Genomic DNA, 22813 nt, shown 5'->3' with positions numbered 1-22813 from the left:
TTCCAAGTATTTGTGAACCAATTCCAGTTCTCTTGTTCTTTTTTCATTCAAGATCAAAGAAAAATTTTTGAGAAATGATTGGAACATTTTGGGAAAAACCTCGTTAAATACTACTCTTTCTTCATCAGGCTGTTGACATCAGTAACCTTCTATCATTTTGGTTTGCATGTCGTTTTACAAAGATCGCTTGGTGTATATCTAGTCACAAATCAAATTATATCCTTCAAACTTTTATATATACTCAACACTATTATTTTTTTTGGATTTTTTTACCACAAAATAATAATTTCTCTATACTATGTAAATACTCCTTTAAATTTATAAACTTTATCAATCTAAAAAAACATTTAGAAAATAGATAACTGAAATAAACTTTTTTAAAAATTTATAATCGGAGTAAGACAGACTTCAATATTTTACAAAGCAAAAAGCCAAGTCTACATTTCATTAAACTTGGCTTTCATTTATTAGTTATTTTTATTCACTAAAATAATCAATTCTTCATCAAATAGAATGTTAGAATTTAAATTTAAAAGTTCTCTTATAAAGGCTTTTGGATTTTCAAGGGTTAAAATGATTGGTTGCACTGACTCGTTAATATGAATTAATAAAGTAATTATTTCTTTATTTTTCCCATAAACTTCAACTAGTTGCTTAATTTCTGTAATGTCATTAACATTCAATTTAACAGTTAGAAAGCCTTTATGAATGATTATTTCATCTTTTATTAAAACAATATCACTTCTTATTAGGCGGAAAGCTGTAATACTTAAAACAATTACAACTACAGCGATTTGCAAATATGTCTTTAAATCATTTCCGTTTCCTACAAGCATCGATATTAACTTGTACAGAATGATTAGGAATATTGAACTTGCGGCCATATAAAATAAAATGCTTAGAAAAGTAAAGTGAGAAGAGAATTTTGTTTGGTTCACATTCTTTCGCCTCCTCTACGACTTTTTTCTTTATTTTTTCTACTATATGATTCAAATACATAAAATGAAACTAGTACATAAAAATAAATGGTCATTTTTTGACAAAAAAATATGTACTTGCTTGATACTTGTCATATTTTCTTACTATAATAGTGGTATGTTTACCTAATACAAGGAGGATACATATGTTTTCGTTCTTTTCTCAAATTATGATTGTCTTATGGACAATTTTCTTGTTAGGAATGATGTCAATTGGCGGATACTTTATGTTCAGAAAGTTTTTGAAAAGATTACCTAAAGAAGATGGGAAGTCGATTTTAGATTGGCAAGAAGAATATTTACAAAAAACAAGACATTTATGGTCGACTGAACAGAAAGAATTACTTGAAGAATTAGTAAAACCAGTTCCATCTTTATTTAGAGACATAGCTCGAGATAAAATAGCTGGCAAAATTGGTGAATTGGCGTTACTAAATAACGCACCACAAATTACTCAAGGCTTAATTATTGAAGGATATATTAAAGCAACTCCAAAGAGAGATCATGCATTTTTAATTAAAACACTAAAGAAAAAAGAAATTGATTTTACTGAATTTAAGCATTTACTTGCAAAATAAAACGTGTACCAAAAAAAGGTACACGTTTTTTCATGTGATAATTGTATTTGAAGGAAGCTGTCTTCTCATTTTTTGATATGATTTATACATTGCTAAGCGCCAAGGTACAATCATTGAAAAGGCTAATAAGAAGAACATTCCACTCAGTTGACCTACATCGATTGATGAACTTAAATATAACTTCATTACGATTCGAACGACTAATAACCCAAGTAGGATAAAGACAAAAGCTTTCGATCTTTTTAAATAAATTTCATTATCGACAATTTCAAATTTAGATGTTTTAATCAAAAATAACGAAAAAAATACTCCTATACAAACAGCTTCTACTATTTCAGAACCAGTTAATCTAAACTCCGGTACTAAGTACATTAAGGCTCCACTACTCATAAAAAATGGAGGTAAAATTATTTTTTTAAGGTTTGTAGGCTTTTTAGCAGCTTTTAGTCTAACGACAATTACACCTAATGCCATAAAAGTTGCTACTACTGTGCTAAATATAATACTCATATCTTTACTCATTTTTTCACTACCTTTTTTCTCAATCTTAAAGTATAACAATCTTATGTTATTGACCCCTCATAATCGTTCTTACATAGAAACTGATTATATAATACTTCTTCTAGCACATCGATGCAAATCCAATAACTACAAATCCTGCATTTTTTTACAATGGAAAATCTAATTTAAAATCCAGTAAAGCCTCCATAAAATCTAGTAAAATAAATTGTTATTTTAGTCAACCAATCAAAATATAACATGATTCCCATTATGATCATCATATATCCACCAAAAACGACGATTTTATGTGAATACTTTTTAATCCATCTTAGTGACCCCAAATAAAATGATAAAACAAAAAATGGAATGGAGAATCCAAGTGTATAAGCTAGCATATAAAATAAACTTGAACTTGGATTACTTACTGCAAGTGCAAATACCGAAGTTAAGATTGGTCCAGTACAAGGTGTCCAACCTGCTGCAAATGCTAATCCAATTAAAGTAGAACCTAAATATCCTGAAGGACGTTTTGAAAATTGAAACCTTCGATCATTCATTAAAAACTTCGGTTGAAAAATCCCCGTCACGACTAATCCTAAAAATACAATTAAAATAGCACCAACTTGTCGAATAAAATCTTGATAACGCATAAAAAATGAACCAATTATAGAAGTACTAAATCCTAATACGATAAAAATGATTGTAAAACCTAGTAAAAAGAACAAAGTATGTAGTAAAGTTTTACTTTTATGTATTCTTTTTTCATTCTGTAAATCACTTAAAGATACCCCTGTAATATACGATAAAAACGCTGGATAAATCGGTAGACAACATGGAGAAATAAAAGAGAGAAATCCCGCTCCAAATGCAATACCAATATTTAAATCCCCCATTAACTTACATCCCTTCTCATCTTTACATTCTAGATAATATTATAACAGAATTGTTTTTTATTTAATATTAAAAGTAGTTAATAGACCCGCAATCGTACACCAATATTAATAACCTTTAATAATAGATTCATTACCAAAAATTGAAGAATAATGATTAAAATGGAATATTTTCATTAAAATTTCGGCACACTTCATAATAAACTAATTTATTTAAGGTGGAAAAATGTTTAAAAAAATATGGCCAAGTATGTTTTTATTATTAATCATTATCATTTATTTTTGGAAAATATTACCTATAATTTATAAATTTCGTGAATAAGTCGAAAATTTTTTATGGCATTTCAAACTATTCCTCTAATTAACTTCAAACGTAAATTAATATAAAAAAATTCAGTAAAGATCTCAAGTCTATAAAAATTTATATTTTCAGTACTATAAAAATTTTCTTAATTTTATAGTATAATCATATGATAATCTTTTAGTAGCACAACATTTTTCAAATACTAAAGAAACAAAAAAATATAAAATAGGTTTTTATCTAGCTGTCATCACAGTTATTGAACTATATTGTTTTAATTCAGGTAATAGAAGGGAGTTTATAACTTAATATGTCTACTGTTTTGCAACAATCAAAAACTACACACACAAAAGCGAATCGTAGTAAGGAAATAAAGGAAGGATTTTTAGCGTCTGTTCCTTTAATTATTGGCTATTTGCCGGTTGCTTTTACATTTGGATTAATTGCAAAGCAAGCTGACATTGATGTACTAAATACGATTTCATTTAGTGCGCTAGTTTATGCTGGAGCTAGTCAGTTTATGGGGTTATCAATGTATTTGGTAGGAGTTAGTTTGTTCCAAATCTACATCGCAACATTTATTTTAAATTTTAGAAACTTTGTTATGAGTCTATCATTTAATCATCAGTTTAAAACACTGCCATTTTGGCATAGAGTCTACTTATCTATCACACTAACAGATGAAAATTTTGCCGTTACAACTTTAGGTAAAAAAAGCAGTTCAGAAAGTTATTCGTCCATTTATTTGATTACATTACATACAATTGCTTATTGTACTTGGATAAGCGGTACAATTTTAGGAGTCGTTTTTTCTAAACTGATACCTAAGATTATTAGCGACAGCATGGGAATCTCTTTATATGCTATGTTTATTGGGTTACTAACACCAGCCATTCGTACAAATTGGAGAGCCTGTTTAATCGTTTTTGTGAGCATGCTATTAAACTTCATCCTTTCATCTTTTTTAAGCCAAGGCTGGTCTCTAATCATGTCTTCCATACTTGCTAGTTTACTTGCGATCATATTAATGAAGGGAGATCACAAAGAATGATTGTCTTTTTACTTGTTTTAGGAATGTGTTTAGTGACAATGATTCCTCGAATTATTCCAGTATTTATTGTTGATCGGATTCAATTTCCAAACTGGGTATCCTCTTGGTTAAAAGGCGTTCCATATGCTGCATTAGGTGCATTAATTTTCCCAGGAATACTAAGTGTTCAAAAAGGAAATATCAGTGTCGGACTGATTGGTGGATTAGTCGCAATTATCTTATCATTATTTAGATTACATATCATTTTCGTTGTTTTTGGAGCAATCGGAACGGTTTTAGTTATGAAACTTTATTTTTAGTTTTTTCTCTACAAAAAAAGTCGCATATGCTGCGACTTTTTCTTTTTACTCGGCTAATAATAAAGAGCCTTTATTTTGTAATAGATACATATTATAGTACAATCCTTGCTTAGCCAATAGCTGTTGATGGTTGCCTTCTTCTACGATTTTCCCTTTGTGCAATACATATATGCAGTCAACATCTTGAATGGTTGATAAACGATGCGCAATGATCACAGTCGTTCGACCTTTTCTCATCTCTGTTAACGCTTCTTGAATTGCTTCTTCTGTTTCACTATCAATATTTGCAGTTGCTTCATCTAAAATTAGAATAGTTGGTTTAGCAGCGATCGTTCTTGCAAAGGTAATTAATTGGCGCTGTCCACTTGATAAAGTTGAACCTCTTTCAACAACTGCTTCGTCATAACCATTTGGTAATTTTTCAATAAATTCATTCGCTCGAACTAATTCGGATGCTTCTTTAATTTCTCGTTCAGTAATTTTGTTATTATACATCGAGATATTCCCTTTTATATCTCCGACGAATAAATATGGATCCTGTAAAACTAAACCAATATTAGAACGTAATTCACTTTCTTCAAATGTTGATAGTTTTTGTTGATCAATCTGAATTTCCCCGTCCTTCACATCGTAAAAACGTAATAATAAATTCATAATTGTTGACTTACCACTTCCCGTATGACCAACAAATGCCACGGATTGACCTGGTTTAACTGAGAATGAAATATCATGAATGACATTGTGCACTCCGTCATATGAAAAAGATACATTTTTAAAATCAATGCTTCCTTCTTTTACTTTTGGTAAGTCAGTTCCAACTTTAGTAGGAGCTTTTTGTTCTTCATCCATTAAGTCAAATACTCTAGATGAGGATACGACTGCTTGCTGTAATAAAGATAATTTCATCATCATTTGGGTGATTGGTTCAAAAAATCTTTCTAAATAACTTACAAAAGCATAGACCGTACCGATCTCAACTGGGTTACTAAAAGAAGTAATACCAAAGAAGCTAAGAACAAACATGATTCCAATTGTATAAATTAAATCGGTTGCCGGTCTTAAAAATAGAGAATCTAATCGGATTGTTTTTACACCTGCATTAAAGTGCGACTTATTAACTTCCTCAAATTCATTTTGTAATCTTTTTTGTTGGTTAAATGCTTGAATGATTGACATACCTTGTAAGTGTTCGTTTAATTTAGCATTTAGATTACTTAACTGCCCTCTAGTTTCCATAAAAAATGGAAAACTCTTTTTACGATAGGTTAGTATAATAAAATAAACAATGAAAACTAACCCTACACAAATCGTTGCTAACTTAGCGTCTAATGAGTACATTGCAATAATGATTCCCACTAAAAAGACAATTTGTTGGATAAACGTTGCTAATACACTCACGTAAAAATCTTTTATAGCTTCTGTATCATTCGTAATTCTTGACACAATACTTCCAATCGGCGTTTTATCAAAAAACGAAAAAGCTAATGAATGTACATGTTCATAAACTTTCATCCTTATATCTTGAACAACTTTAAAAGCAATTTGTTGAAACATTAATAGCTGTAAATACGATAAAACGATTTTCCCGATTGTAATTGCAACATAGATAGAAAATAACGTTACGATTGCATCTTTTGGAAAATATCTCTTCATTAAATGATCATCAAGAAATCTTTTAACTAAAATTGGGCCATACATTTCACATGCTGTTGCAAGGAATAAGAAAATAAATGCAAAAGTCAGTAACACTTTATATTTTTTTAGAAATGATAGAAGACGAATTAAATCTTTTTTCTGCCTTTTCACATCGATTTCAATCTCCTGGTTCATTTTATCTCCCTCCTTGCTCTACAAGTTCTTCTAGTTGTTGTCTTTCAAACATTTCTTTGTACCAACCATCTATTTGAACCAATTGATCATGCGTACCTCTTTGAATAATTTTTCCTTCATCTAAAACGATGATTAAATCACTATGCATGACAGCACTCAAGCGATGAGAAGTAATAAACGTTGTTTTTCCACTTCTTTCATCTTTTAAAGATTGTAATATTTTTTCCTCCGTTTTAGCATCCACCGCAGATAAACAATCGTCTAATATTAAAATATTAGGATTTTTAATTAAAGATCTAGCGATTGAAATTCTTTGTTTCTGGCCACCAGATAATGATACCCCTCTTTCTCCAACAATCGTGTCGTAGCCTAATGGGAATTCTAAAATATCATCATGAATATTCGCAATCTCGGCAGCTTTGTGTACTGTTTCGATTGAAGAATCAATTTGGCTAAACGCAATATTTTCCTTAACTGTAGTTGAAAATAAGAAATGTTCTTGAGGTACATAACCAATATGAGATCTCAATGATAATAAAGTTGTATCTTTAATATCTAAATCCCCGACTGCAATACTCCCGTATACTACTTCATATTCTCTAAGTAGAAGTTTTAAAAGAGTTGTTTTTCCTTGACCGGTTTTACCAACTATTCCAATTGTTTGGCCTTCTTGAACATTAAAATAAATATCCTTTAATTCAAAATTTGATTCTTCATTAAACTTAAATGAATCGATTGAATACGTAATTTCACCCATCGGAATTTTTTCTAACGCATTTTTTTTATTTTTAATTTCAGGTTCAACAGCTAGTAAAGATCGTATTCGATCATAAGAAGCGCGTCCTCTTTCGACAATATTAAATAACCAACCTATTGCAAGCATTGGCCATATTAAAATACCTAAATAAGTAACAAATGTAATTAATTGCCCTACAGTAATATCGTCTGCAATTACTAATCTAGAACCATACACAACCGCAATCATATAGCAAATCGAAACAACTAACATAATTGTTGGATCGAAAAGAGCATCAATTCTGGCAACTCTCATATTATATTTCACTACTAAATCCGCTTGATTTTTAAAAGCACTTACATCTTCTTTTGTTTGCCCTAAACTTCTAATAACCTTTAAACCACTCATACTTTCTTGAACCTTATTATTTAATTCTGAAAATGATTCTTGCGCTAGATGAAAACGTTGATGCAATAATTTACCATAGTATTGAGTCAAAATGGCCATAATCGGTAATGGCAATAAACTAATAAGCGTTAACTTCCAACTTATTGAAACTGCCATCATAATTAGTACCGATCCACCTAAAATAATCGAATCAACAAAAGTTAAAATCCCAGCCCCAGCTGTTTCACGTACAGCTTGAACATCATTCGTTGCATGAGCCATTAAATCTCCAATTCTATTTTTTTGATAAAAAGACGGAGACATTTTCGAAAAATGATTATATAAATCATCTCTAAGCTGTCTGGCTAATTTTAAAGAAGAGCCAAATATTAATCTCCTCCACCAATATCGAAATGCATAAAGAAGCAACCCATTAACAAAAATTAAACCTACCCAAAAAAGTAAATTTTTACTATTAAGTGAGTTTTTTATCATTTCATCAATTACATAACCAATAACCTTCGGAGGTAGTAGCTCTAAAATTGCAACGATTACTAATAGAGATATACCCCATACATAACTTCTTTTTTCTTGTTTAAAAAACCAAAACAAATCTTTAAAAACTGACATTTCTTCACCCCCGCAATGCTACTAAACTTAAATTTATAATTTTTAGAAAACTCAAAACATAGTGTTCATTATAACATAAAATTTAAATTATTCTTAATTATCTGCTCATTCAAAATGGTTGTTAATTTAAGGTACAGCTACATTTATGAGATTCTTTAAAATGAACTAGAATGACAAAAAATAGAAACTTGCTTCAATTTAAATATTCCACTAAAAACATAAAAACCACTTACTATTGGAAAATTCCAATAAAATAAGTGGTTTCTGATTCGTAAAATGATTCATGATTTAAATAATTACAAATTCTTAATGAAGGATTTTATAAATACTGTTTCCTAAATAGAAAATGTTCAATATTTATTACATAACAAGCTATAAAGCCTTATATTTTAAAAGGTTTTATTATTTTGTTTGGTTGTTCATAGCCTTCATCATTTGGTTAATTTTCTTTTGTGAAGGTTTTTGTCCCATTTGAGCCATCATTACTTTTAACATTTGTTCATTAATTGGTGGATTTTTCTTTAGGTAGTTCATTGTATATTGACGAGCTATGAAAAATCCAATCGCTACACCTGCAATTAATGCTAAGATGCCGACTAGAAAGTATACCCACATTTTATTGCTTCCTCCTTAAAATCATCTAGAAACAATTTTACTAAAACTAACCAGTTTATACAAGAGCAAACTGCAATTTAATCGTTTAAATATACTTTTGATAGGCGATAGGTCGTAGCCAGCCAAATCGCTGATCCTTCACATCAATAGCAATGAATGTTGAACGAAATTTTCTTAATAGCTCAAAGAATATTGTTTCTGCCTCTAAAGATCCTTCTGCATATAAAATAAGTTCGTGAGGATAAAGTTTTAGCTGAGCTTTAGCACCATCAACAAGTTCGAGAAGATACTCTCCAGTTTCCTCATAAAAGTAAATCTGTTGAGAATCAAATTTGCGAATAAATGTATGTAGCTCGAATAATGGTATTGGTTCTGTTATATATTCTAATTGTTTTTCGATTATTTTCCTTAAATCAATAGATGAATAATAATACTCATATACTAGTTGATATATTTTATGCTCTTTCCCATAAAATTCTATAGACAGTGGTTCTCGAATTAAAAAAATTTTATATTCCCTCATATCTTGTCCACTCCCAACAACTATCTGTAAGGAAGATTATATATAATTCCATTCAAAATATTTGTCATTTTAAAGGAGTGAAAATCAACTAGTTTTGTCGAAAAATCTTTAAAAAAGCATTATATTGAAAAAGGTTTAGGAAAAAGGAAAAGAATTTAAAATTCTTTCCCTACTTTTCCCATCTTATTCCTTATTTTAAAACTTTTTTTGCTGCTGAAACAACGTGATCAACAGTAAATCCGAATTTCTCCATTAATAAGTTACCTGGAGCAGATGCGCCAAATGTATCGATTGAAATAACTTCTCCATCAAATCCTACATATTTATGCCAACCGAATGAAGAACCCATTTCTACGGCTACACGTTTTGTAACCTCTTTTGGTAATACTGATTGTTTATATTCTTCAGATTGCTTTTCAAATAAGTCCATTGAAGGCATCGAAACAACTGATGCGGAAATTCCTTCTGCTGCTAATTTTTCTTGTGCCCCAACTGCTAATTGTACTTCACTACCTGCTGCAATTAAGACAACATCAATTTTATCTTGTTTTGCAGGAGAAATAACGTAAGCACCTTTGGAAACTTTGTTATAAATATCAGTAGTTGTCCCTTCTAATGTTGGTAAATCTTGACGAGACAATACTAACATTGTAGGTGCATCTTTAGCTTCTACTGCCACTTTCCAAGCTGCAGAGCTTTCATTTCCATCTGCTGGACGAATGACATTTAAATTAGGTAATGATCTGAATGCTGCTAGTTGTTCTACAGGTTCATGAGTAGGTCCGTCTTCACCAACTGCGATACTATCATGTGTAAATACATAAGTAACTGGTAAATTCATTAAAGCAGCTAAACGAATTGCAGGTTTTAAGTAATCTGAGAATACAAAGAATGTTGCGCCAAACGCATGAACACCACCATGTAGCGCCATACCATTTAGTGCTGCACCCATTGCAAATTCACGTACACCAAACCAAATATTACGTCCATCATAGCTTTCTCTCGTAAAGTCACCTTTACCATTCATATACGTTTTATTAGACCCAGCTAAGTCAGCAGATCCACCAAAGAAACTAGGTAGTACGTTTGCAATTGCGTTAATTGCTTCACCTGAAGATGAACGCGTCGCAATTTTTTTACCTACTTCATATTTCGGTAATACTGTTTCTAAATCTACAGTAATATTACCTTCAATTGCATTCTTTAATTGAGCTGCTAATTCAGGATATTTTTCTTCGTATTTTGCAAAAGTAGCATTCCATTCTGCTTCTTTCTTTGCACCAGCTTCAACAATTACTTTATTAAAATGCGCATACACTTCTTCTGGAACATGGAATGCATTTTCATAACCCCAAGCATACGCTTGTTTTGTTAAAATTGTTTCTTCTTTTCCTAATGGCTCACCGTGAGATTTTGATTTACCAGATTTATTCGGAGATCCGTAACCGATTGTTGTTTTCACTTCGATTAAAGTAGGTTTTGATAATTCTTCTTGCGCTTTTTGGATCGCTTCAGTAATTTCATCTAAGTTATTACCATCTTCTACTCGAATAACTTGCCATCCATAAGCTTTAAAACGGTCTTCTACACTTTCAGAGAATGAACGATTTAATTCACCGTCTAGTGAAATATCATTTGAATCATAAAGAACTACTAAACGACCTAATTGTAAATGTCCTGCTAATGAAGCTGCTTCTGCAGAAACACCTTCCATTAAATCTCCATCACCACAAATTGAGTATGTAAAGTGGTCAACTACATTTAAATCTTCTTTATTATATGTACCTGCTAAATGACGCTCTGCTAAAGCCATCCCAACAGCCATTGCTATACCTTGTCCTAATGGACCTGTTGTAGCTTCAACACCGTGTGTATGTCCAAATTCAGGATGTCCTGGCGTGTTGCTTCCCCATTGACGGAAGTTTTTAATATCTTCAATTGAAACTTCATAGCCTGATAAATGTAGCATGCTATATAGTAACATTGAACCATGCCCTGCAGATAACACAAATCGGTCTCTGTTAAACCATTTTGAATTTTTTGGGTTATGATTCATAAATTTTGCAAACAATGCATACGCCATCGGTGCAGCGCCCATTGGCATCCCTGGGTGGCCAGAATTTGATTTCTCGATTGCATCAATTGATAATGTACGAATCGTATTAATTGCTAATTGTTCAATATTATTAGACATAATTTTCGCTCCTTTAGCTTATTCATAGATATTATCATATAATTTACCATGATTTATTACAATAACTAACACTTAATTTTGACATTTTTAAGAAATTCTTACCAAGAAATAGAAAAAAGCAGAACATTCGTCTGCTTTTTTCTGTTATTTTCACGAAATATTAAATTGTTAAACCTTATTTTAATGTAAGTTATTTTTACGCTTTGCTTTTTCATATTTTAACTTAGCAGGTGTAATATCATTCCCTTTTTCATCGACAATTTTAAGTGAAGTTAATTCATCCATCATACGAGAACGGAAATCTGCTAAATATTCTTTTCTTAATTGATCTTGTTCAATTTTCTCTTCAGGACTTAACCCTACTTCTTTTGCCTTTTTTGATAATGCATTTATTCTATCTAATGTTTTTTTAGTAACCATTAGTAACCTCTCCTTTATTTGTATCTTATCTATTTATTGTTAGTTCCATCACTTTGATATCTGACGACTAGATCTATGTTCTTTCTAAGCGAAAAACTCTCGCTAACTAAACAGAGGCAAAAGATCCACTAAGTAAACTTTTGAAATGAAGAAAGCGTTCGTTAGTGTCTGATATCTATTCAATGTATCCCATCTTACAATAAATTGCATTAGCTTTCAATATTGGAGATTACTTTCGTCTGTCCATTATACTTTCTATTAACAGTTGCCTTTGTAACGTTAAATCCAAATCCTATTTAGGGTAGCTGCAATTTTTTCTTCAAATGTAAGTTCGTTTTTACATAATCTTACAATTTCGAGTAATTTCAATTACTCTCTACCAACTAAAAAAATTTACTATTTAATAATATATTTACTTGTTAATAAAAAAAATAAGACCATTTTATCTTAGCTTTATAGACAAATTTAAATGAAAATAGCAAAACTAATACATAATACTAATACAATATGATTGTTTTGTCGGCCGTACAAAAGAGCTCTGTCACTATCTATAAAAATAGTCTTAGCTTATCTAATTAATTCGTAGTATTTAATTCTTGTTTCTGTTTTTTGGAATAAACACTTATAAAGATAAATGATGAGACTAAGAAAATGAAAAGAATGACTCCTACGATTTCGAAATCTAGTTCTGCCCATGGGTTAAAAAATGTAAATGCTAGATAGAAGGAAACCCCATATGCCAAGACGACAATCACCCAACCCATTACTCTTGACGCAGTTTGACCGATTTTACTGGACTGGTTCACCATTTTATAGACAATCATCGAATCAATTGTATCCGTAATCATCATCCCAAACATAAAAACTAATCCTAATATTAAAGGTGTATATTCACTAACATTTCCTGCTGCTAAGGACCAGACTGCTGTTTGACTTACTGTCTCTGCAGCCAAGGCAAATAAAGCACCTACTAAAATAATTAGAAAAGGATTTGTCGTCCCCTTGGCAATTTTTGGTATAAACTTTCCTTTTAATCCGCTAAGTTGAAACTCTTCTTGATTGTTTCTAGTTCGTAAAAGATTATATGTATTTAACGTTCCAATAAGGAATAAAGAAGTAATCGATACCCAAGATGCAATATTATCAAAATAAGCTGGGAATGAAAAATTCTCTATCACCATTCCTAAAATACCTGCTGTTAGTGCAACCATTCCTCCGTGTCCGAATGAAAATAATGTCCCTACCCAACGAGCAAACGAACTGCCCATTCTCCAATTATAACGAGTTTGTCCATCAATAAAGGCAAGATGATCAGCATCCAGCCCATGTCGAAGCCCCAATACAAAAACAAGTAAATACAATGATATAGTTTCCATAAAAAATTCCTCCTTATTTTAAACAGTTGCAACATAAAAAAAACAATCCTAACTGACAGATTAAGGATTTTTTTAGGACGTACAAATAGTAGACAAACTATAATGTCTGTAATTACCACCCCGAGATTAAAGATGATCCATTTATACAAGCCCCTTGACTAAACACGTAGCCCCTTTTTTGAAATCAAACTTTTTGAATTATTCAAAATATTACCTATTCCTTGCTTTCATAAAGAAATAAATTTATCGGTACACCCTTATAAGCGAGTGACATTTCCCTAATTAAGTGTGAAACCACCAATTCACTGTTTGGAAGATTTCCATCTAGTAAAATACCAGCGACCGTTCCACTGTGGGCGACAACGATTCCGCCATGATAGCGATTAGCCAACTGATCTAATAGAGGAAAAACAGGTTTTGGCAATAATTTTTGATTTACCCGTGCACTGAGGGTTGCTGCCTCACCAATATACGTTATATTTTTTTCCTTAAACCCTCTTTTAGCTAGATCAATAGCTTTAATGAATAGTTGTTGATCGTCCTGGCTGTATACTTTCGGAACTTCATTAAACTCTATTGTGTTGATCATACCTCCAAGATCAATACCAACGAGGATAAATGGGGGCAAGGTCCCAAAGCTTGCGATTAGCTGACCGGAAATATATTCATAGACCACGACATCCTCATACATTACCCCGTCGGTAGGTTCCACTTTTGCGGCAATCATCGAGATTATTTCATTTGTGAGAGGAATACTATAGCTGTCAGCAATTGCTCTTAATGTAGCAACAATATCCGCCGAACTGCTAGCCATGCCCTTACCGGAAGGGATATTGGAATGTATTTCGAGATACCCGCCTCCTCTTATTGCAAAAAGTTGGAGTAAGCTTTCCCCCGCTTTTTTCGCTTTCATTTTGGAGTTTACCCCCCTTATCCTGGAGGTGGCTGTGTCTGGAACAAATCTAGCCTCACTTCGTAAACTCTCGATTGGGAAAGTGATTAAAAACGGACGCTCTTCCATGATACCTTGGACCAATTCTCCAAATGTTCCATTGCAACTTCCTCTACCTATTTTCATTGTATTGACTTCTATCCCCCTACTTCATTCCCAGCTCTACTAATATCGAAAGTAACATAAATAACACTACACAAATGATGGAAGTAGTTTTCATAACTATTACTGTAAGTAAAATATCATCTGCTTTAATCTTCCGTAATGGTTCACCCATTTTTGCCCGTTCTGAGACTTTACCGAAATAATAATTCGTTCCGCCAAGTTGTATTTGAAGCGCTCCTGCGATTGTCGCCTCTGGGTAACCGCTATTTGGACTCGGATGAAGTTTCGCATCGCGTTTCATCATTTTCCAAGCGCCCAGTACATCGAGTCGTTTAATCAAACAAGCAAGCAGCATCATTCCAAATGTTAACCGTGCAGGCAAATAGTTTAATAGATCATCTAGTCGGGCCGATGCCCAGCCTAGATTTTGATATTTTTCATTCTTATATCCAACCATGGAATCTAACGTATTAACCGCTCGGTAAAACATAGCAAGTGGGGCACCCCCGATAAGGGCAAAGCATAATGGTGATATAATGGCATCAACGATGTTTTCGGCTACGGTTTCCACTGCCCCGCGCGAAATTTCACTTTCCTCAAGGTTTTCTGTATCTCTTCCGACAATCATTCCCAGACTTTTTCGTGCAGCTCTTAAATCCTGATTTTTCAAATGGCGAAATACTTCCAACCCTGCATCAGCCAAACCTTTAGTCGCGATCGTCGTTGAAATTAACCAGATTTCCACAATGACTGAATAGACGTGATTTAACTGATCAAGACCGTAAAGAACCAAAGTAATTATTAAATAGCTTCCACCAGCAATTAAAATAGGAAATAAGAGTCCTGCCAGTTTCATATACTTTTCCTTTACGGTGAAAAAACGAATCGCTTTTTCCAAACGACTAATAAACTTTCCAATGATGACCACCGGATGTAGCAGTATTCGAGGGTCACCAATGATTCGATCAATAAGATAAGCAAAAACAATATAAATGGCATGAACTAACATCGAATTCTAAGCCCTCCTGATTCCTTGCTGCTTCACATGTGTCATCATAACAGCTGCTATTTAGCAATCCGCTCCTACCTCATTAGTAACGCTAATCACATGCAGATGATTTTCTTGAATCACCATAATCAAAAGATTCACTTCCTCTATTAAACTGGTTTTCTGGTTTTCTGGTTTTCTTCTACCAGTTCCTTTTCAGTTAACCACATGAGATGATTAGACAGCCAACGAAGAAATATAACCAACTATAATAAGATCGTATACTTGAAAGAAAAACTTGAACGAAAGTGGGTTCCGGCTCTTGTAATACGCCTCATTCAGTTGGACGTAAGTTTCTTATGGCTATCAATGCTTCTTTTTATTTCTTGATCGGTTTTGAACTCCGACTGCATCAAAAAGGACTCGGCTTTCATAAAAGAAAGCCAAGCGTTTGCGGAAATAATGACATAAATTAGGGACATAATGGATTAACCTCTTTGCTTACTTCAATTAAAGCTTGAATCAAGCATTGATTTTCTTCTTCTGTACGAATCGCAATCCGAAAATCTTGATCCGTTAGTCCCGGATACATGTTACAGGAACGGATTAAAATTCCTTTATGACCCATGCGCCACTGTAATCCAGTTGCCGTAATGCCAGCTGTTATCCTAACTAACAGAAAATTCGCTTGTCCCGGAAAAACCTTCCACCCAAGCTTCTCTTCAATGGCTGTTTTGACATAGCTTCTTTGCTTTTGAATTAGGGTAATCGTTTCTTCCTCGTATACTTTTTCGTTTAGGACCGCTTCTCCGGCCAATAGGGCCATTTGATTGACACTCCAAGTTACTTGTTTCGCCTGTAGCTTTACGATCAGGGATGGTTCAGCCACCATATAACCGAGCCGAAGACCGGGGATTGCATAAAACTTTGTCATCGATCGAACCAAGATTACTTGTTTCCAACTTTGCAATTCCTCAAGCAAAGTGATTCTTGATTCGTTTGGTAGAAAATCTATAAATGCCTCGTCTATTATCAAATATGTATTTGTCTTCTTTGCCTGTTCTGCCATCTCGACAAGCTCTTCCTTCGAATATGTGACACCAGTAGGATTGTTAGGATGTCCCACAAATACAAGATCGGTTTTCGCTATTAATTGAAGGAATTCTGACCTATTAGGCTTAAAATCATTTTCTTCTTTGCCAACAATTGGGTTGATGGTAGCACCATAAGCTCTAGCTAGCTGTTCGTACTCCGAGAAGCAAGGATATACGACTCCCACTGTTTCTGGCTGCAAGGCTAATATCGCAAGGGCGATACATTCTGCTGCTCCATTTCCGATCAAAATCTGTTCTGGTGAAACAAAGTGTTTTTCTGCCAACTTTTGTTTAAGAACACGATGTGCGGGATCGGGATAATGAACAATCGATTCTAGTTGCTCCTTTATCAACCTCAATAAACAAGTAGGTGGGCCAAGAGGATTGATATTCGCACTGAAATCAAGGAGCTGAGATGGATCTTTACGAAACAATTGTTGGGCTGTCAGTAAATCCCCACCATGTCCAAATTTTTCAATATAGACCATTAAAATTCAATTCCCTTCAGGGCAGGAATTCCTTCGTTATAATAATGCTTAACGGGCTTCATTTCGGTTACTAAATCCGCACAAGCAATGATTTCTTCTTTGGCTGATCGTCCGGTAATTACTAAATGCATTCCCTTAGGGCGCTGTTGAATCAACTCAATTACTTCTGTTAACGGAAGTACATCGTCTATTAGGAATTTATCAATCGCCAGAGCATTATTTAATTCATCTAAAATGACAACATCATAGCCTCCAAATTGAACCTTTTCTTTCGTAAAAGACCACGCAGTTTTTAGAGCTTCCCGATGTTCCTCTGGTGTTTTCGTCCATGTAAAGCCGATTCCTGTCTGCACGATTTCAATCCCTAATTTTTCAAACGTAATTTTTTCCCCATATGTTCGTTCAGGGGATTTAATAAATTGAATCATCACCACCCGTTTCCCCCTGCCTGCTGCACGAACTGCGAGCCCAAGAGCAGCCGTCGTTTTTCCTTTTCCATCACCTGTGTATACTAATGTAAGGCCGCTCTTAGCTTTGTTTTTTGTGATTTCTTCCATCCGCTTCACTCCTTGTTACAGCCAGACTGTCTTTTCTTCAAATGTTGTCCGAATCGGCACCTTCGCTTTTTTTATTACTTCTAGATCAGGATAACCGATAAACAAATTTCCGATGATTTTCTTGTTTTCGGGTGAGCCAATAAACTCATACATTCGTTGGTCACGCACAAGACCGACTCCTCTTGTCCGCCAGACAAGACCTAATCCCAACTCTTTAGCGGTAAGCCACATCGAATGGATCGCACAGCAAACGGCATATTCATTATCAGCAGATGCCTCTTCATCGTCTGGAACGATGTCAGCGGTAACGACAATATGGACCGGTGTTGTTTTTAATACCTTTAAGGAGCTTTCAATTAAATTTGGTTTCGTTGGAAAGCGTTCTTGTAAATATTCATAGGCTAACGCTTCATAGCGTTTTTTTGCTTCACCTTTAATTACATAAAAGCTCCATGGTTCACGCATTCGGTCATTCGGTGCCCATGTCGCTGCTTCTAATAAGGTGTGAATCTTTTCGTCCTCGACCTCTTGAGGTGCATAATCACGGATCGCTCTTCGGTTTTTGATTTCTGCTAAAATCGACATGTTAGCCCCTCCCTATCCCAACTAATTGTTTTTCTTCTGTTTCTTGAAACCAGCGTATTTTCTCGCGAAGGCCTACCACATCACCTACAAGAACAATCGCTGGATGAGTAATCCCTGCTTCTAGTACCAGTACTTCGATATCCTTTAAACTTCCGGTCACCGTTTTCTGCTTATCTGTGGTACCCCATTGGATAATGGCGGCTTTCGTATCAGGACTTTTTCCATTCTCTATTAATCGCGAAACAATATAAGGTAAATTGCCAATTCCCATATAAAAGGCAATCGTATCGATTCCTTGAGCGAGAGCTGACCAATTTATTTGATCCCCATCCTTTTCTGCACGGCTGTGGCCAGTGACAATCGCGAAAGTGGAAGCAAAATCGCGGTGGGTTACCGGAATTCCTGCATAAGCAGGCGCTGCAATACCAGCTGTAATCCCCGGTACTATTTCATAGTGAATCCCATGTTCTACAAGAACTTCCGCTTCTTCACCGACACGGCCGAAAACGCAAGGATCTCCTCCTTTTAATCTAGTGACTGTCTTTCCCTGACTAGCTTTTTCAATTAACAGCTGATGAATTTGATCTTGAATGAGTTGATGTTTCCCTGGCAGTTTTCCGCAAAATATCAACTCTGCCTCCGCCTTTGCATACTTAAGCAGTTCTTCATTTACTAAACGGTCATATAAAATTACATCCGCTTGTTGGATACACTCCATCCCGTAAACTGTGATCAGCTTAGGGTCTCCCGGACCAGCACCAACAAGATACACTTTTCCATTTGTCATTTTCTCGCTCCTTCCTAAATCATTCTTTCGAAATTCCAGCTGATGCAAAAGTGGCCATTTCTTTCAGCATTAAGGTCGCTGATTGTAAGATTGGAAAGGCTATTGCTGCCCCACTTCCTTCTCCTAGCCGCAAATCTAAATCAAGCAGTGGCTTCTTGCCTAATAACTGTAGGGCAATTTCATGTCCAGGCTCGACGGAACGATGGCCGACAATCATATACTCCGCTGCTGTCTCACAGATTTCCTTTGCCAAAAGAGCTGCAATCGTGCAAATAAAACCATCTACTAATATAGGAATGCGGTTTTGTGCGGCGCAGAGCATTGCGCCTGTCATTCCGGCAATTTCCAAACCGCCAATTTTTGCTAAAATATCAATAGGATCATTCCGGTCAGGGTTTCTTTCCTTTAGTGCCCTTGTAATGACCTCTTGTTTATGACGAATTTTTTCTTGTGCAATCCCTGTGCCTCGCCCGACGAGTACATCGATGTCTAGACCGCTTAAAACCGCTGCAATCGCACTGCTTGACGTCGTATTACCTATCCCCATCTCACCAACAATAAGGCATTTGATTCCTTTTTGAATCATCTCTTTTGCGCGTTCATAACCAACGGCGATGGCTTGTTTTGCCTCTTTTCTTGTTAATGCATCCTGTTGACAAAAATTATTCGTCCCATAGCGAATTTTCTGATTCACAAACCCGTCAGCCTCAATATCTGCTGCCACACCAATATCGACGACTTCAAACATAGCTCCGATTTGTTTGGAAAAAACATTGATGGCCGCTCCGCTGTTTAAAAAGTTTTTGACCATTTGCACGGTAACTTCCTGCGGGAAAGCGGACACTCCTTCTTCCACTACACCATGATCAGCGGCAAAAACGATCACACCTGGTGGTGAAACGACCGGGAATGCTTCAGATGTTATTTCTGACAGATGAATGGCTAATTCCTCTAATCTCCCCAAACTGCCCGAAGGTTTTGTTAACGTTTCGATATACTCACGAACTTGCTGTCCCACTTCTCTATCAAGAGACTGGATTCCTGTTATTAAGCTATTCATTAGGTGATCTCCTTTTTTGATAATCCATCATTAAATGTTCAATGACATCCAGCTTAACGTGTCCCCTTACATGTTCTGCCAGTCGGTCAAACGCTTCTTCCCGCAATTGGTTAAAAGATGGGCGCATGTAGATGGGCTCCAAACCTTTTTTACGACGGAGTTGATTAAGTAATTCCTCACGAAACTCATCATTATGGAATATCCCATGAAAATAAGTACCAATGATCGTTTCGTCTGGGGAATGACAACCATCCCATTTTTCATTAGTAAAAATAAGACCTTTGGAGGCTCCGGTCGCCACGGTTTCACCCATATGAATCTCGTAACCTGTTACATGGAAGTTTTTTCCGAAAAGATGCAAATTTCCATTTGATAGGTTTGTCGTCTTTTCTTTCGTAATGGTAGTTTCAATTGGCAGTAGTTGAAGGCCTTCACTTTCTTTATGTAAAGACTCGATCGCTAATGGATCCTCGATTTTATCACCGAGCATTTGATAGCCACCGCAGATTCCGAAAAGAACGGACTGTTTCTCATCACTTATTTCTGCTATTTTTTGAGCGATGCCGCTTTTTCGTAAAAACAGCAAATCTTCAATTGTATTCTTGCTGCCCGGTAGAATGACCAAATCTGGTTGATGTAATTGATCTGCTCTTGTTATAAAACGGACATGACAATCCGGCTCAGCAAAAAACGGATCGACATCTGTGAAATTGGAGATTTTCGGATACTGAATCACCGCGATATCCAATTCTTTTTCAGAATTTTGGGTATGTGTATATTGATTTAAAATCACGGAATCTTCGGCATCAATATTTAGATTCTCCAAGTAAGGAATTACGCCGAGAATGGGTTTTCCTGTATATTCCTCAAACCACGTTAATCCAGATTCTAGCAAGCTGAGATCCCCACGGAATTTATTAATAATTACCCCTATTACACGATCGCGGTCCTCTTGTTCCATCAGCTGAAGGGTTCCTACTAAACTAGCAAACACTCCACCTTTTTCGATATCCCCAATTAAAATCACAGGGGCATCCGCCATTTTGGCGACCCTCATATTCACCAGTTCCCGGTCATTTAAATTAATTTCGGCCGGACTACCAGCCCCTTCAATGACAATTCGGTCATAATTTTTGGAAAGGGTGGACAGTGATTGTTGAATAAGTTCCAATCCCATTTGAAAGAATTCCCTACGGTACCTTCCTGCTTCCATATTTCTAAATGGTTTACCGTGGACGACAATTTGGGATTGGTTATTCCTGTTCGGCTTTAGTAGAATTGGGTTCATATCGGTAGTTGCCTGAATATATGCAGCTTCAGCCTGGACTCCCTGTGCTCTACCGATTTCTTTCCCATCCACTGTAATATAGGAATTTAACGCCATATTTTGTGATTTAAACGGAACGGTTTTATATCCATCCTGGGCGAAAATCCGGCAAAATGCAGTCACGACAACACTTTTGCCGACATCCGAATTGGTACCTTGAAACATAATTGGAAGAGCTTTAGTCATTTTGTTTAAACTCCTTACATTTCTTCACCCAATTTTTGACAAGCTCAGGGCATGAGCCAAAATGAAAATGGGTATAACCTGCAATTAAATTCCCTTTCTGATAGCCCTCCTGCTTAAACCCACGCATTCCTTTCGTTTGGTAGGCCGGTTTGAAGACCGTTCTCGGATGAAAAGTGGAGTAGTGAAATTCATGGCCTCTTGCACTCAGATTTCCCGCTAACAAGAAATTTTCTTTTTCTGCAGTGATTTCCCGGTATCCTAATGCTGCTAGTTTTGTCTGCATTTTCACTATTCCAGGGATGATCCCGACCATTTTGTAACTTGTTTCATCGGTTGTTTCCAATGATTCAGTTAAGTACATAAACCCGCCGCATTCCGCCAAGGTTGGCAGTCCTTTTTCGATGGCCGATCGAATCGAGTTGTTTACGTCTGTCTGTTTTGATAGCTCCTCGGCAAATTCCTCTGGGAAACCACCACCAATATACAGACCATCGACTTGTTCCGGCAGGCATTCACCTTTTAAAGGAGAGAACTCGATTAGCTCGGCTCCAGCGGCTACTAACATGTCGAGGTTTTCCTGATAGTAAAAATTAAAAGCGGCATCCCGTGCGACAGCAATTTTTACAATTGGCTGTTCCGCTCTTTTAAACTGGGATTCTTTTATTTTTAAACGGGGGGCTTGTGCCAATTCATATAACGAATCTACATCAACCGTTTCAAGGACTAAATCACCTAGTTGTTCAAAAAATGGATCCAATTCTCCTCGTTCAACGGATGGGATCAACCCTAAATGTCGTTCCGGAATCGTGAGTTCCTCGTTTCTTTTTAAATAGCCAAGGACGGGAATACCGCATTCTTGATCAATCGCAGTTTGAACGATTTTAAAATGCCCTTCACTACCCACCCGATTGGCGATTACACCGACAATATTTGCTTCCTTCAGAAACGTTTGAAATCCCTTCACAATGGCCGCTGCACTACGGGCCATGCTGGCACAATTCACAACCAAAATAACCGGACTTTCGGTGACGAGGCTGATTTCGGCAGTTGATCCTGTATTATTTAGAGGATTTTTCCCATCAAAGAATCCCATTACTCCTTCTATGACGGAAATATCCGCCCCATTACTAGCACGGTTGACAATTTCTTTGACCATTTCATGATTGAGCATCCAGCTGTCAATGTTTCTTGATGTTCTTCCCGTGACGGCCGTATGATAAGTTGGATCGATATAATCCGGACCACATTTAAAGCCCTGGACGGTATAGCCCTTTTTCCTTAAAGCAGACATTAGCCCGATTGTCAGCGTCGTTTTTCCGACACCGCTGCCTGTCCCTGCAATCACAAGTCTACGAGTAGACATCCTATTTCCCTCC

General features: G+C 35.4%; 22 protein-coding genes. 3 read left to right on the top strand and 19 right to left on the bottom strand.

Annotation, left to right across the window (positions count from 1 at the left end; all coding sequences use genetic code 11):
• Positions 1-467: 467 nt before the first annotated feature.
• Positions 468-938, bottom strand: coding sequence for a hypothetical protein (locus tag CN925_RS17305; protein WP_098847967.1), 471 nt, complete (start codon positions 936-938; stop codon positions 468-470).
• Between the two features lie 185 nt (positions 939-1123).
• Here CN925_RS17305 and CN925_RS17300 point away from each other — a divergent pair, with 185 nt between their 5' ends.
• A complete protein-coding gene (locus CN925_RS17300; protein ID WP_098847965.1) occupies positions 1124-1555 on the top strand; it encodes a DUF2621 family protein in 432 nt (143 codons plus the stop codon).
• Between the two features lie 30 nt (positions 1556-1585).
• On the opposite strand, the gene CN925_RS17295 is transcribed toward CN925_RS17300, so the two are convergent.
• Positions 1586-2065, bottom strand: coding sequence for a CcdC family protein (locus CN925_RS17295; RefSeq protein ID WP_098848197.1), 480 nt, complete (start codon positions 2063-2065; stop codon positions 1586-1588).
• Positions 2066-2241: 176 nt separating this feature from the next.
• On the bottom strand, positions 2242-2949 hold the full coding sequence (locus tag CN925_RS17290) for a cytochrome c biogenesis CcdA family protein (protein ID WP_098847963.1): 708 nt from the start codon (positions 2947-2949) through the stop codon (positions 2242-2244).
• A 608-nt stretch (positions 2950-3557) separates the two neighbouring features.
• Between CN925_RS17290 and CN925_RS17285 the strand changes: the two genes are divergently transcribed.
• A complete protein-coding gene (locus CN925_RS17285; protein WP_098847960.1) occupies positions 3558-4298 on the top strand; it encodes an AzlC family ABC transporter permease in 741 nt (246 codons plus the stop codon).
• On the top strand, positions 4295-4597 hold the full coding sequence (locus CN925_RS17280; protein WP_098847957.1) for an AzlD domain-containing protein: 303 nt from the start codon (positions 4295-4297) through the stop codon (positions 4595-4597). Before CN925_RS17285 ends, CN925_RS17280 begins: the two co-directional genes overlap by 4 nt.
• Positions 4598-4642: 45 nt before the next feature.
• Here CN925_RS17280 and CN925_RS17275 read toward each other — a convergent pair whose 3' ends face one another.
• The 16 genes from CN925_RS17275 to CN925_RS17200 all read right to left on the bottom strand — a co-directional run bounded on the left by CN925_RS17275 (position 4643) and on the right by CN925_RS17200 (position 22800).
• Positions 4643-6427 (bottom strand): ABC transporter ATP-binding protein, encoded by a 1785-nt coding sequence (locus CN925_RS17275; protein WP_098847954.1) that lies wholly within the window; start codon positions 6425-6427, stop codon positions 4643-4645.
• A gap of 1 nt (position 6428) precedes the next feature.
• Positions 6429-8180, bottom strand: coding sequence for an ABC transporter transmembrane domain-containing protein (locus CN925_RS17270; protein ID WP_098847952.1), 1752 nt, complete (start codon positions 8178-8180; stop codon positions 6429-6431).
• A 402-nt stretch (positions 8181-8582) separates the two neighbouring features.
• Entirely contained in the window at positions 8583-8795 is a 213-nt protein-coding gene (locus CN925_RS17265) for a YneF family protein (RefSeq protein ID WP_056476721.1), read from the bottom strand.
• Between the two features lie 85 nt (positions 8796-8880).
• Positions 8881-9318, bottom strand: coding sequence for a sporulation inhibitor of replication protein SirA (sirA, locus tag CN925_RS17260; protein WP_098847950.1), 438 nt, complete (start codon positions 9316-9318; stop codon positions 8881-8883).
• Between the two features lie 190 nt (positions 9319-9508).
• A complete protein-coding gene (tkt, locus tag CN925_RS17255) occupies positions 9509-11512 on the bottom strand; it encodes a transketolase (RefSeq protein ID WP_098847948.1) in 2004 nt (667 codons plus the stop codon).
• A 180-nt stretch (positions 11513-11692) separates the two neighbouring features.
• Positions 11693-11932, bottom strand: coding sequence for a DUF896 domain-containing protein (locus CN925_RS17250; RefSeq protein ID WP_098847946.1), 240 nt, complete (start codon positions 11930-11932; stop codon positions 11693-11695).
• 575 nt (positions 11933-12507) lie between these two features.
• On the bottom strand, positions 12508-13308 hold the full coding sequence (locus tag CN925_RS17245; protein ID WP_098847944.1) for a HoxN/HupN/NixA family nickel/cobalt transporter: 801 nt from the start codon (positions 13306-13308) through the stop codon (positions 12508-12510).
• A 214-nt stretch (positions 13309-13522) separates the two neighbouring features.
• Positions 13523-14221, bottom strand: coding sequence for a GHMP family kinase ATP-binding protein (locus tag CN925_RS17240; RefSeq protein ID WP_180233005.1), 699 nt, complete (start codon positions 14219-14221; stop codon positions 13523-13525).
• Positions 14222-14405: 184 nt separating this feature from the next.
• Positions 14406-15374 (bottom strand): adenosylcobinamide-phosphate synthase CbiB, encoded by a 969-nt coding sequence (cbiB, locus tag CN925_RS17235; protein ID WP_098847939.1) that lies wholly within the window; start codon positions 15372-15374, stop codon positions 14406-14408.
• A 451-nt stretch (positions 15375-15825) separates the two neighbouring features.
• A complete protein-coding gene (gene cobD, locus CN925_RS17230; protein WP_098847936.1) occupies positions 15826-16935 on the bottom strand; it encodes a threonine-phosphate decarboxylase CobD in 1110 nt (369 codons plus the stop codon).
• Complete coding sequence (gene cobO, locus CN925_RS17225) at positions 16935-17492, bottom strand: cob(I)yrinic acid a,c-diamide adenosyltransferase (RefSeq protein WP_098847934.1); 558 nt, start codon at positions 17490-17492, stop codon at positions 16935-16937. The genes cobD and cobO overlap by 1 nt, the downstream gene beginning before the upstream one ends.
• Positions 17493-17507: 15 nt before the next feature.
• A complete protein-coding gene (locus tag CN925_RS17220; protein WP_098847933.1) occupies positions 17508-18077 on the bottom strand; it encodes a nitroreductase family protein in 570 nt (189 codons plus the stop codon).
• Between the two features lies 1 nt (position 18078).
• Positions 18079-18864: a uroporphyrinogen-III C-methyltransferase gene (gene cobA / locus CN925_RS17215; RefSeq protein WP_098847931.1), complete on the bottom strand. Its 786-nt coding sequence runs from the start codon at positions 18862-18864 to the stop codon at positions 18079-18081.
• 19 nt (positions 18865-18883) lie between these two features.
• The gene (gene cobT / locus CN925_RS17210) at positions 18884-19924 is read right to left on the bottom strand and encodes a nicotinate-nucleotide--dimethylbenzimidazole phosphoribosyltransferase (RefSeq protein ID WP_098847929.1); all 1041 of its coding nucleotides are present in this window, start codon (positions 19922-19924) and stop codon (positions 18884-18886) included.
• Entirely contained in the window at positions 19917-21437 is a 1521-nt protein-coding gene (locus tag CN925_RS17205) for a cobyric acid synthase (RefSeq protein WP_098847926.1), read from the bottom strand. Before CN925_RS17205 ends, cobT begins: the two co-directional genes overlap by 8 nt.
• Complete coding sequence (locus tag CN925_RS17200; RefSeq protein ID WP_098847923.1) at positions 21430-22800, bottom strand: cobyrinic acid a,c-diamide synthase CobB; 1371 nt, start codon at positions 22798-22800, stop codon at positions 21430-21432. The genes CN925_RS17205 and CN925_RS17200 overlap by 8 nt, the downstream gene beginning before the upstream one ends.
• Positions 22801-22813 lie beyond the last annotated feature (13 nt).

The organism is Bacillus sp. AFS055030, assembly GCF_002574545.1.
GTDB lineage: Bacteria > Bacillota > Bacilli > Bacillales > Bacillaceae_G > Gottfriedia.
Note: the sequence above shows the minus strand (reverse complement) of the source record. Positions and strands in the feature narration are given on the sequence as shown.

Excerpts from the sequence above, each read along its gene's own strand:
- CN925_RS17265 (WP_056476721.1), bottom strand. The coding sequence starts at position 8,795 with ATGTGGGTATACTTTCTAGTCGGCATCTTAGCATTAATTGCAGGTGTA.
- CN925_RS17205 (WP_098847926.1), bottom strand. The coding sequence starts at position 21,437 with ATGACTAAAGCTCTTCCAATTATGTTTCAAGGTACCAATTCGGATGTC.
- CN925_RS17290 (WP_098847963.1), bottom strand. The coding sequence starts at position 2,949 with ATGGGGGATTTAAATATTGGTATTGCATTTGGAGCGGGATTTCTCTCT.
- CN925_RS17280 (WP_098847957.1), top strand. The coding sequence starts at position 4,295 with ATGATTGTCTTTTTACTTGTTTTAGGAATGTGTTTAGTGACAATGATT.
- tkt (WP_098847948.1), bottom strand. The coding sequence starts at position 11,512 with ATGTCTAATAATATTGAACAATTAGCAATTAATACGATTCGTACATTA.
- CN925_RS17300 (WP_098847965.1), top strand. The coding sequence starts at position 1,124 with ATGTTTTCGTTCTTTTCTCAAATTATGATTGTCTTATGGACAATTTTC.
- cobT (WP_098847929.1), bottom strand. The coding sequence starts at position 19,924 with ATGAATAGCTTAATAACAGGAATCCAGTCTCTTGATAGAGAAGTGGGA.
- cobD (WP_098847936.1), bottom strand. The coding sequence starts at position 16,935 with ATGGTCTATATTGAAAAATTTGGACATGGTGGGGATTTACTGACAGCC.
- cobA (WP_098847931.1), bottom strand. The coding sequence starts at position 18,864 with ATGACAAATGGAAAAGTGTATCTTGTTGGTGCTGGTCCGGGAGACCCT.
- sirA (WP_098847950.1), bottom strand. The coding sequence starts at position 9,318 with ATGAGGGAATATAAAATTTTTTTAATTCGAGAACCACTGTCTATAGAA.
- CN925_RS17270 (WP_098847952.1), bottom strand. The coding sequence starts at position 8,180 with ATGTCAGTTTTTAAAGATTTGTTTTGGTTTTTTAAACAAGAAAAAAGA.
- CN925_RS17245 (WP_098847944.1), bottom strand. The coding sequence starts at position 13,308 with ATGGAAACTATATCATTGTATTTACTTGTTTTTGTATTGGGGCTTCGA.
- CN925_RS17275 (WP_098847954.1), bottom strand. The coding sequence starts at position 6,427 with ATGAACCAGGAGATTGAAATCGATGTGAAAAGGCAGAAAAAAGATTTA.
- cbiB (WP_098847939.1), bottom strand. The coding sequence starts at position 15,374 with ATGTTAGTTCATGCCATTTATATTGTTTTTGCTTATCTTATTGATCGA.
- CN925_RS17250 (WP_098847946.1), bottom strand. The coding sequence starts at position 11,932 with ATGGTTACTAAAAAAACATTAGATAGAATAAATGCATTATCAAAAAAG.
- CN925_RS17285 (WP_098847960.1), top strand. The coding sequence starts at position 3,558 with ATGTCTACTGTTTTGCAACAATCAAAAACTACACACACAAAAGCGAAT.
- CN925_RS17220 (WP_098847933.1), bottom strand. The coding sequence starts at position 18,077 with ATGTCGATTTTAGCAGAAATCAAAAACCGAAGAGCGATCCGTGATTAT.
- CN925_RS17240 (WP_180233005.1), bottom strand. The coding sequence starts at position 14,221 with ATGAAAGCGAAAAAAGCGGGGGAAAGCTTACTCCAACTTTTTGCAATA.
- CN925_RS17200 (WP_098847923.1), bottom strand. The coding sequence starts at position 22,800 with ATGTCTACTCGTAGACTTGTGATTGCAGGGACAGGCAGCGGTGTCGGA.
- CN925_RS17295 (WP_098848197.1), bottom strand. The coding sequence starts at position 2,065 with ATGAGTATTATATTTAGCACAGTAGTAGCAACTTTTATGGCATTAGGT.
- cobO (WP_098847934.1), bottom strand. The coding sequence starts at position 17,492 with ATGGAAGAAATCACAAAAAACAAAGCTAAGAGCGGCCTTACATTAGTA.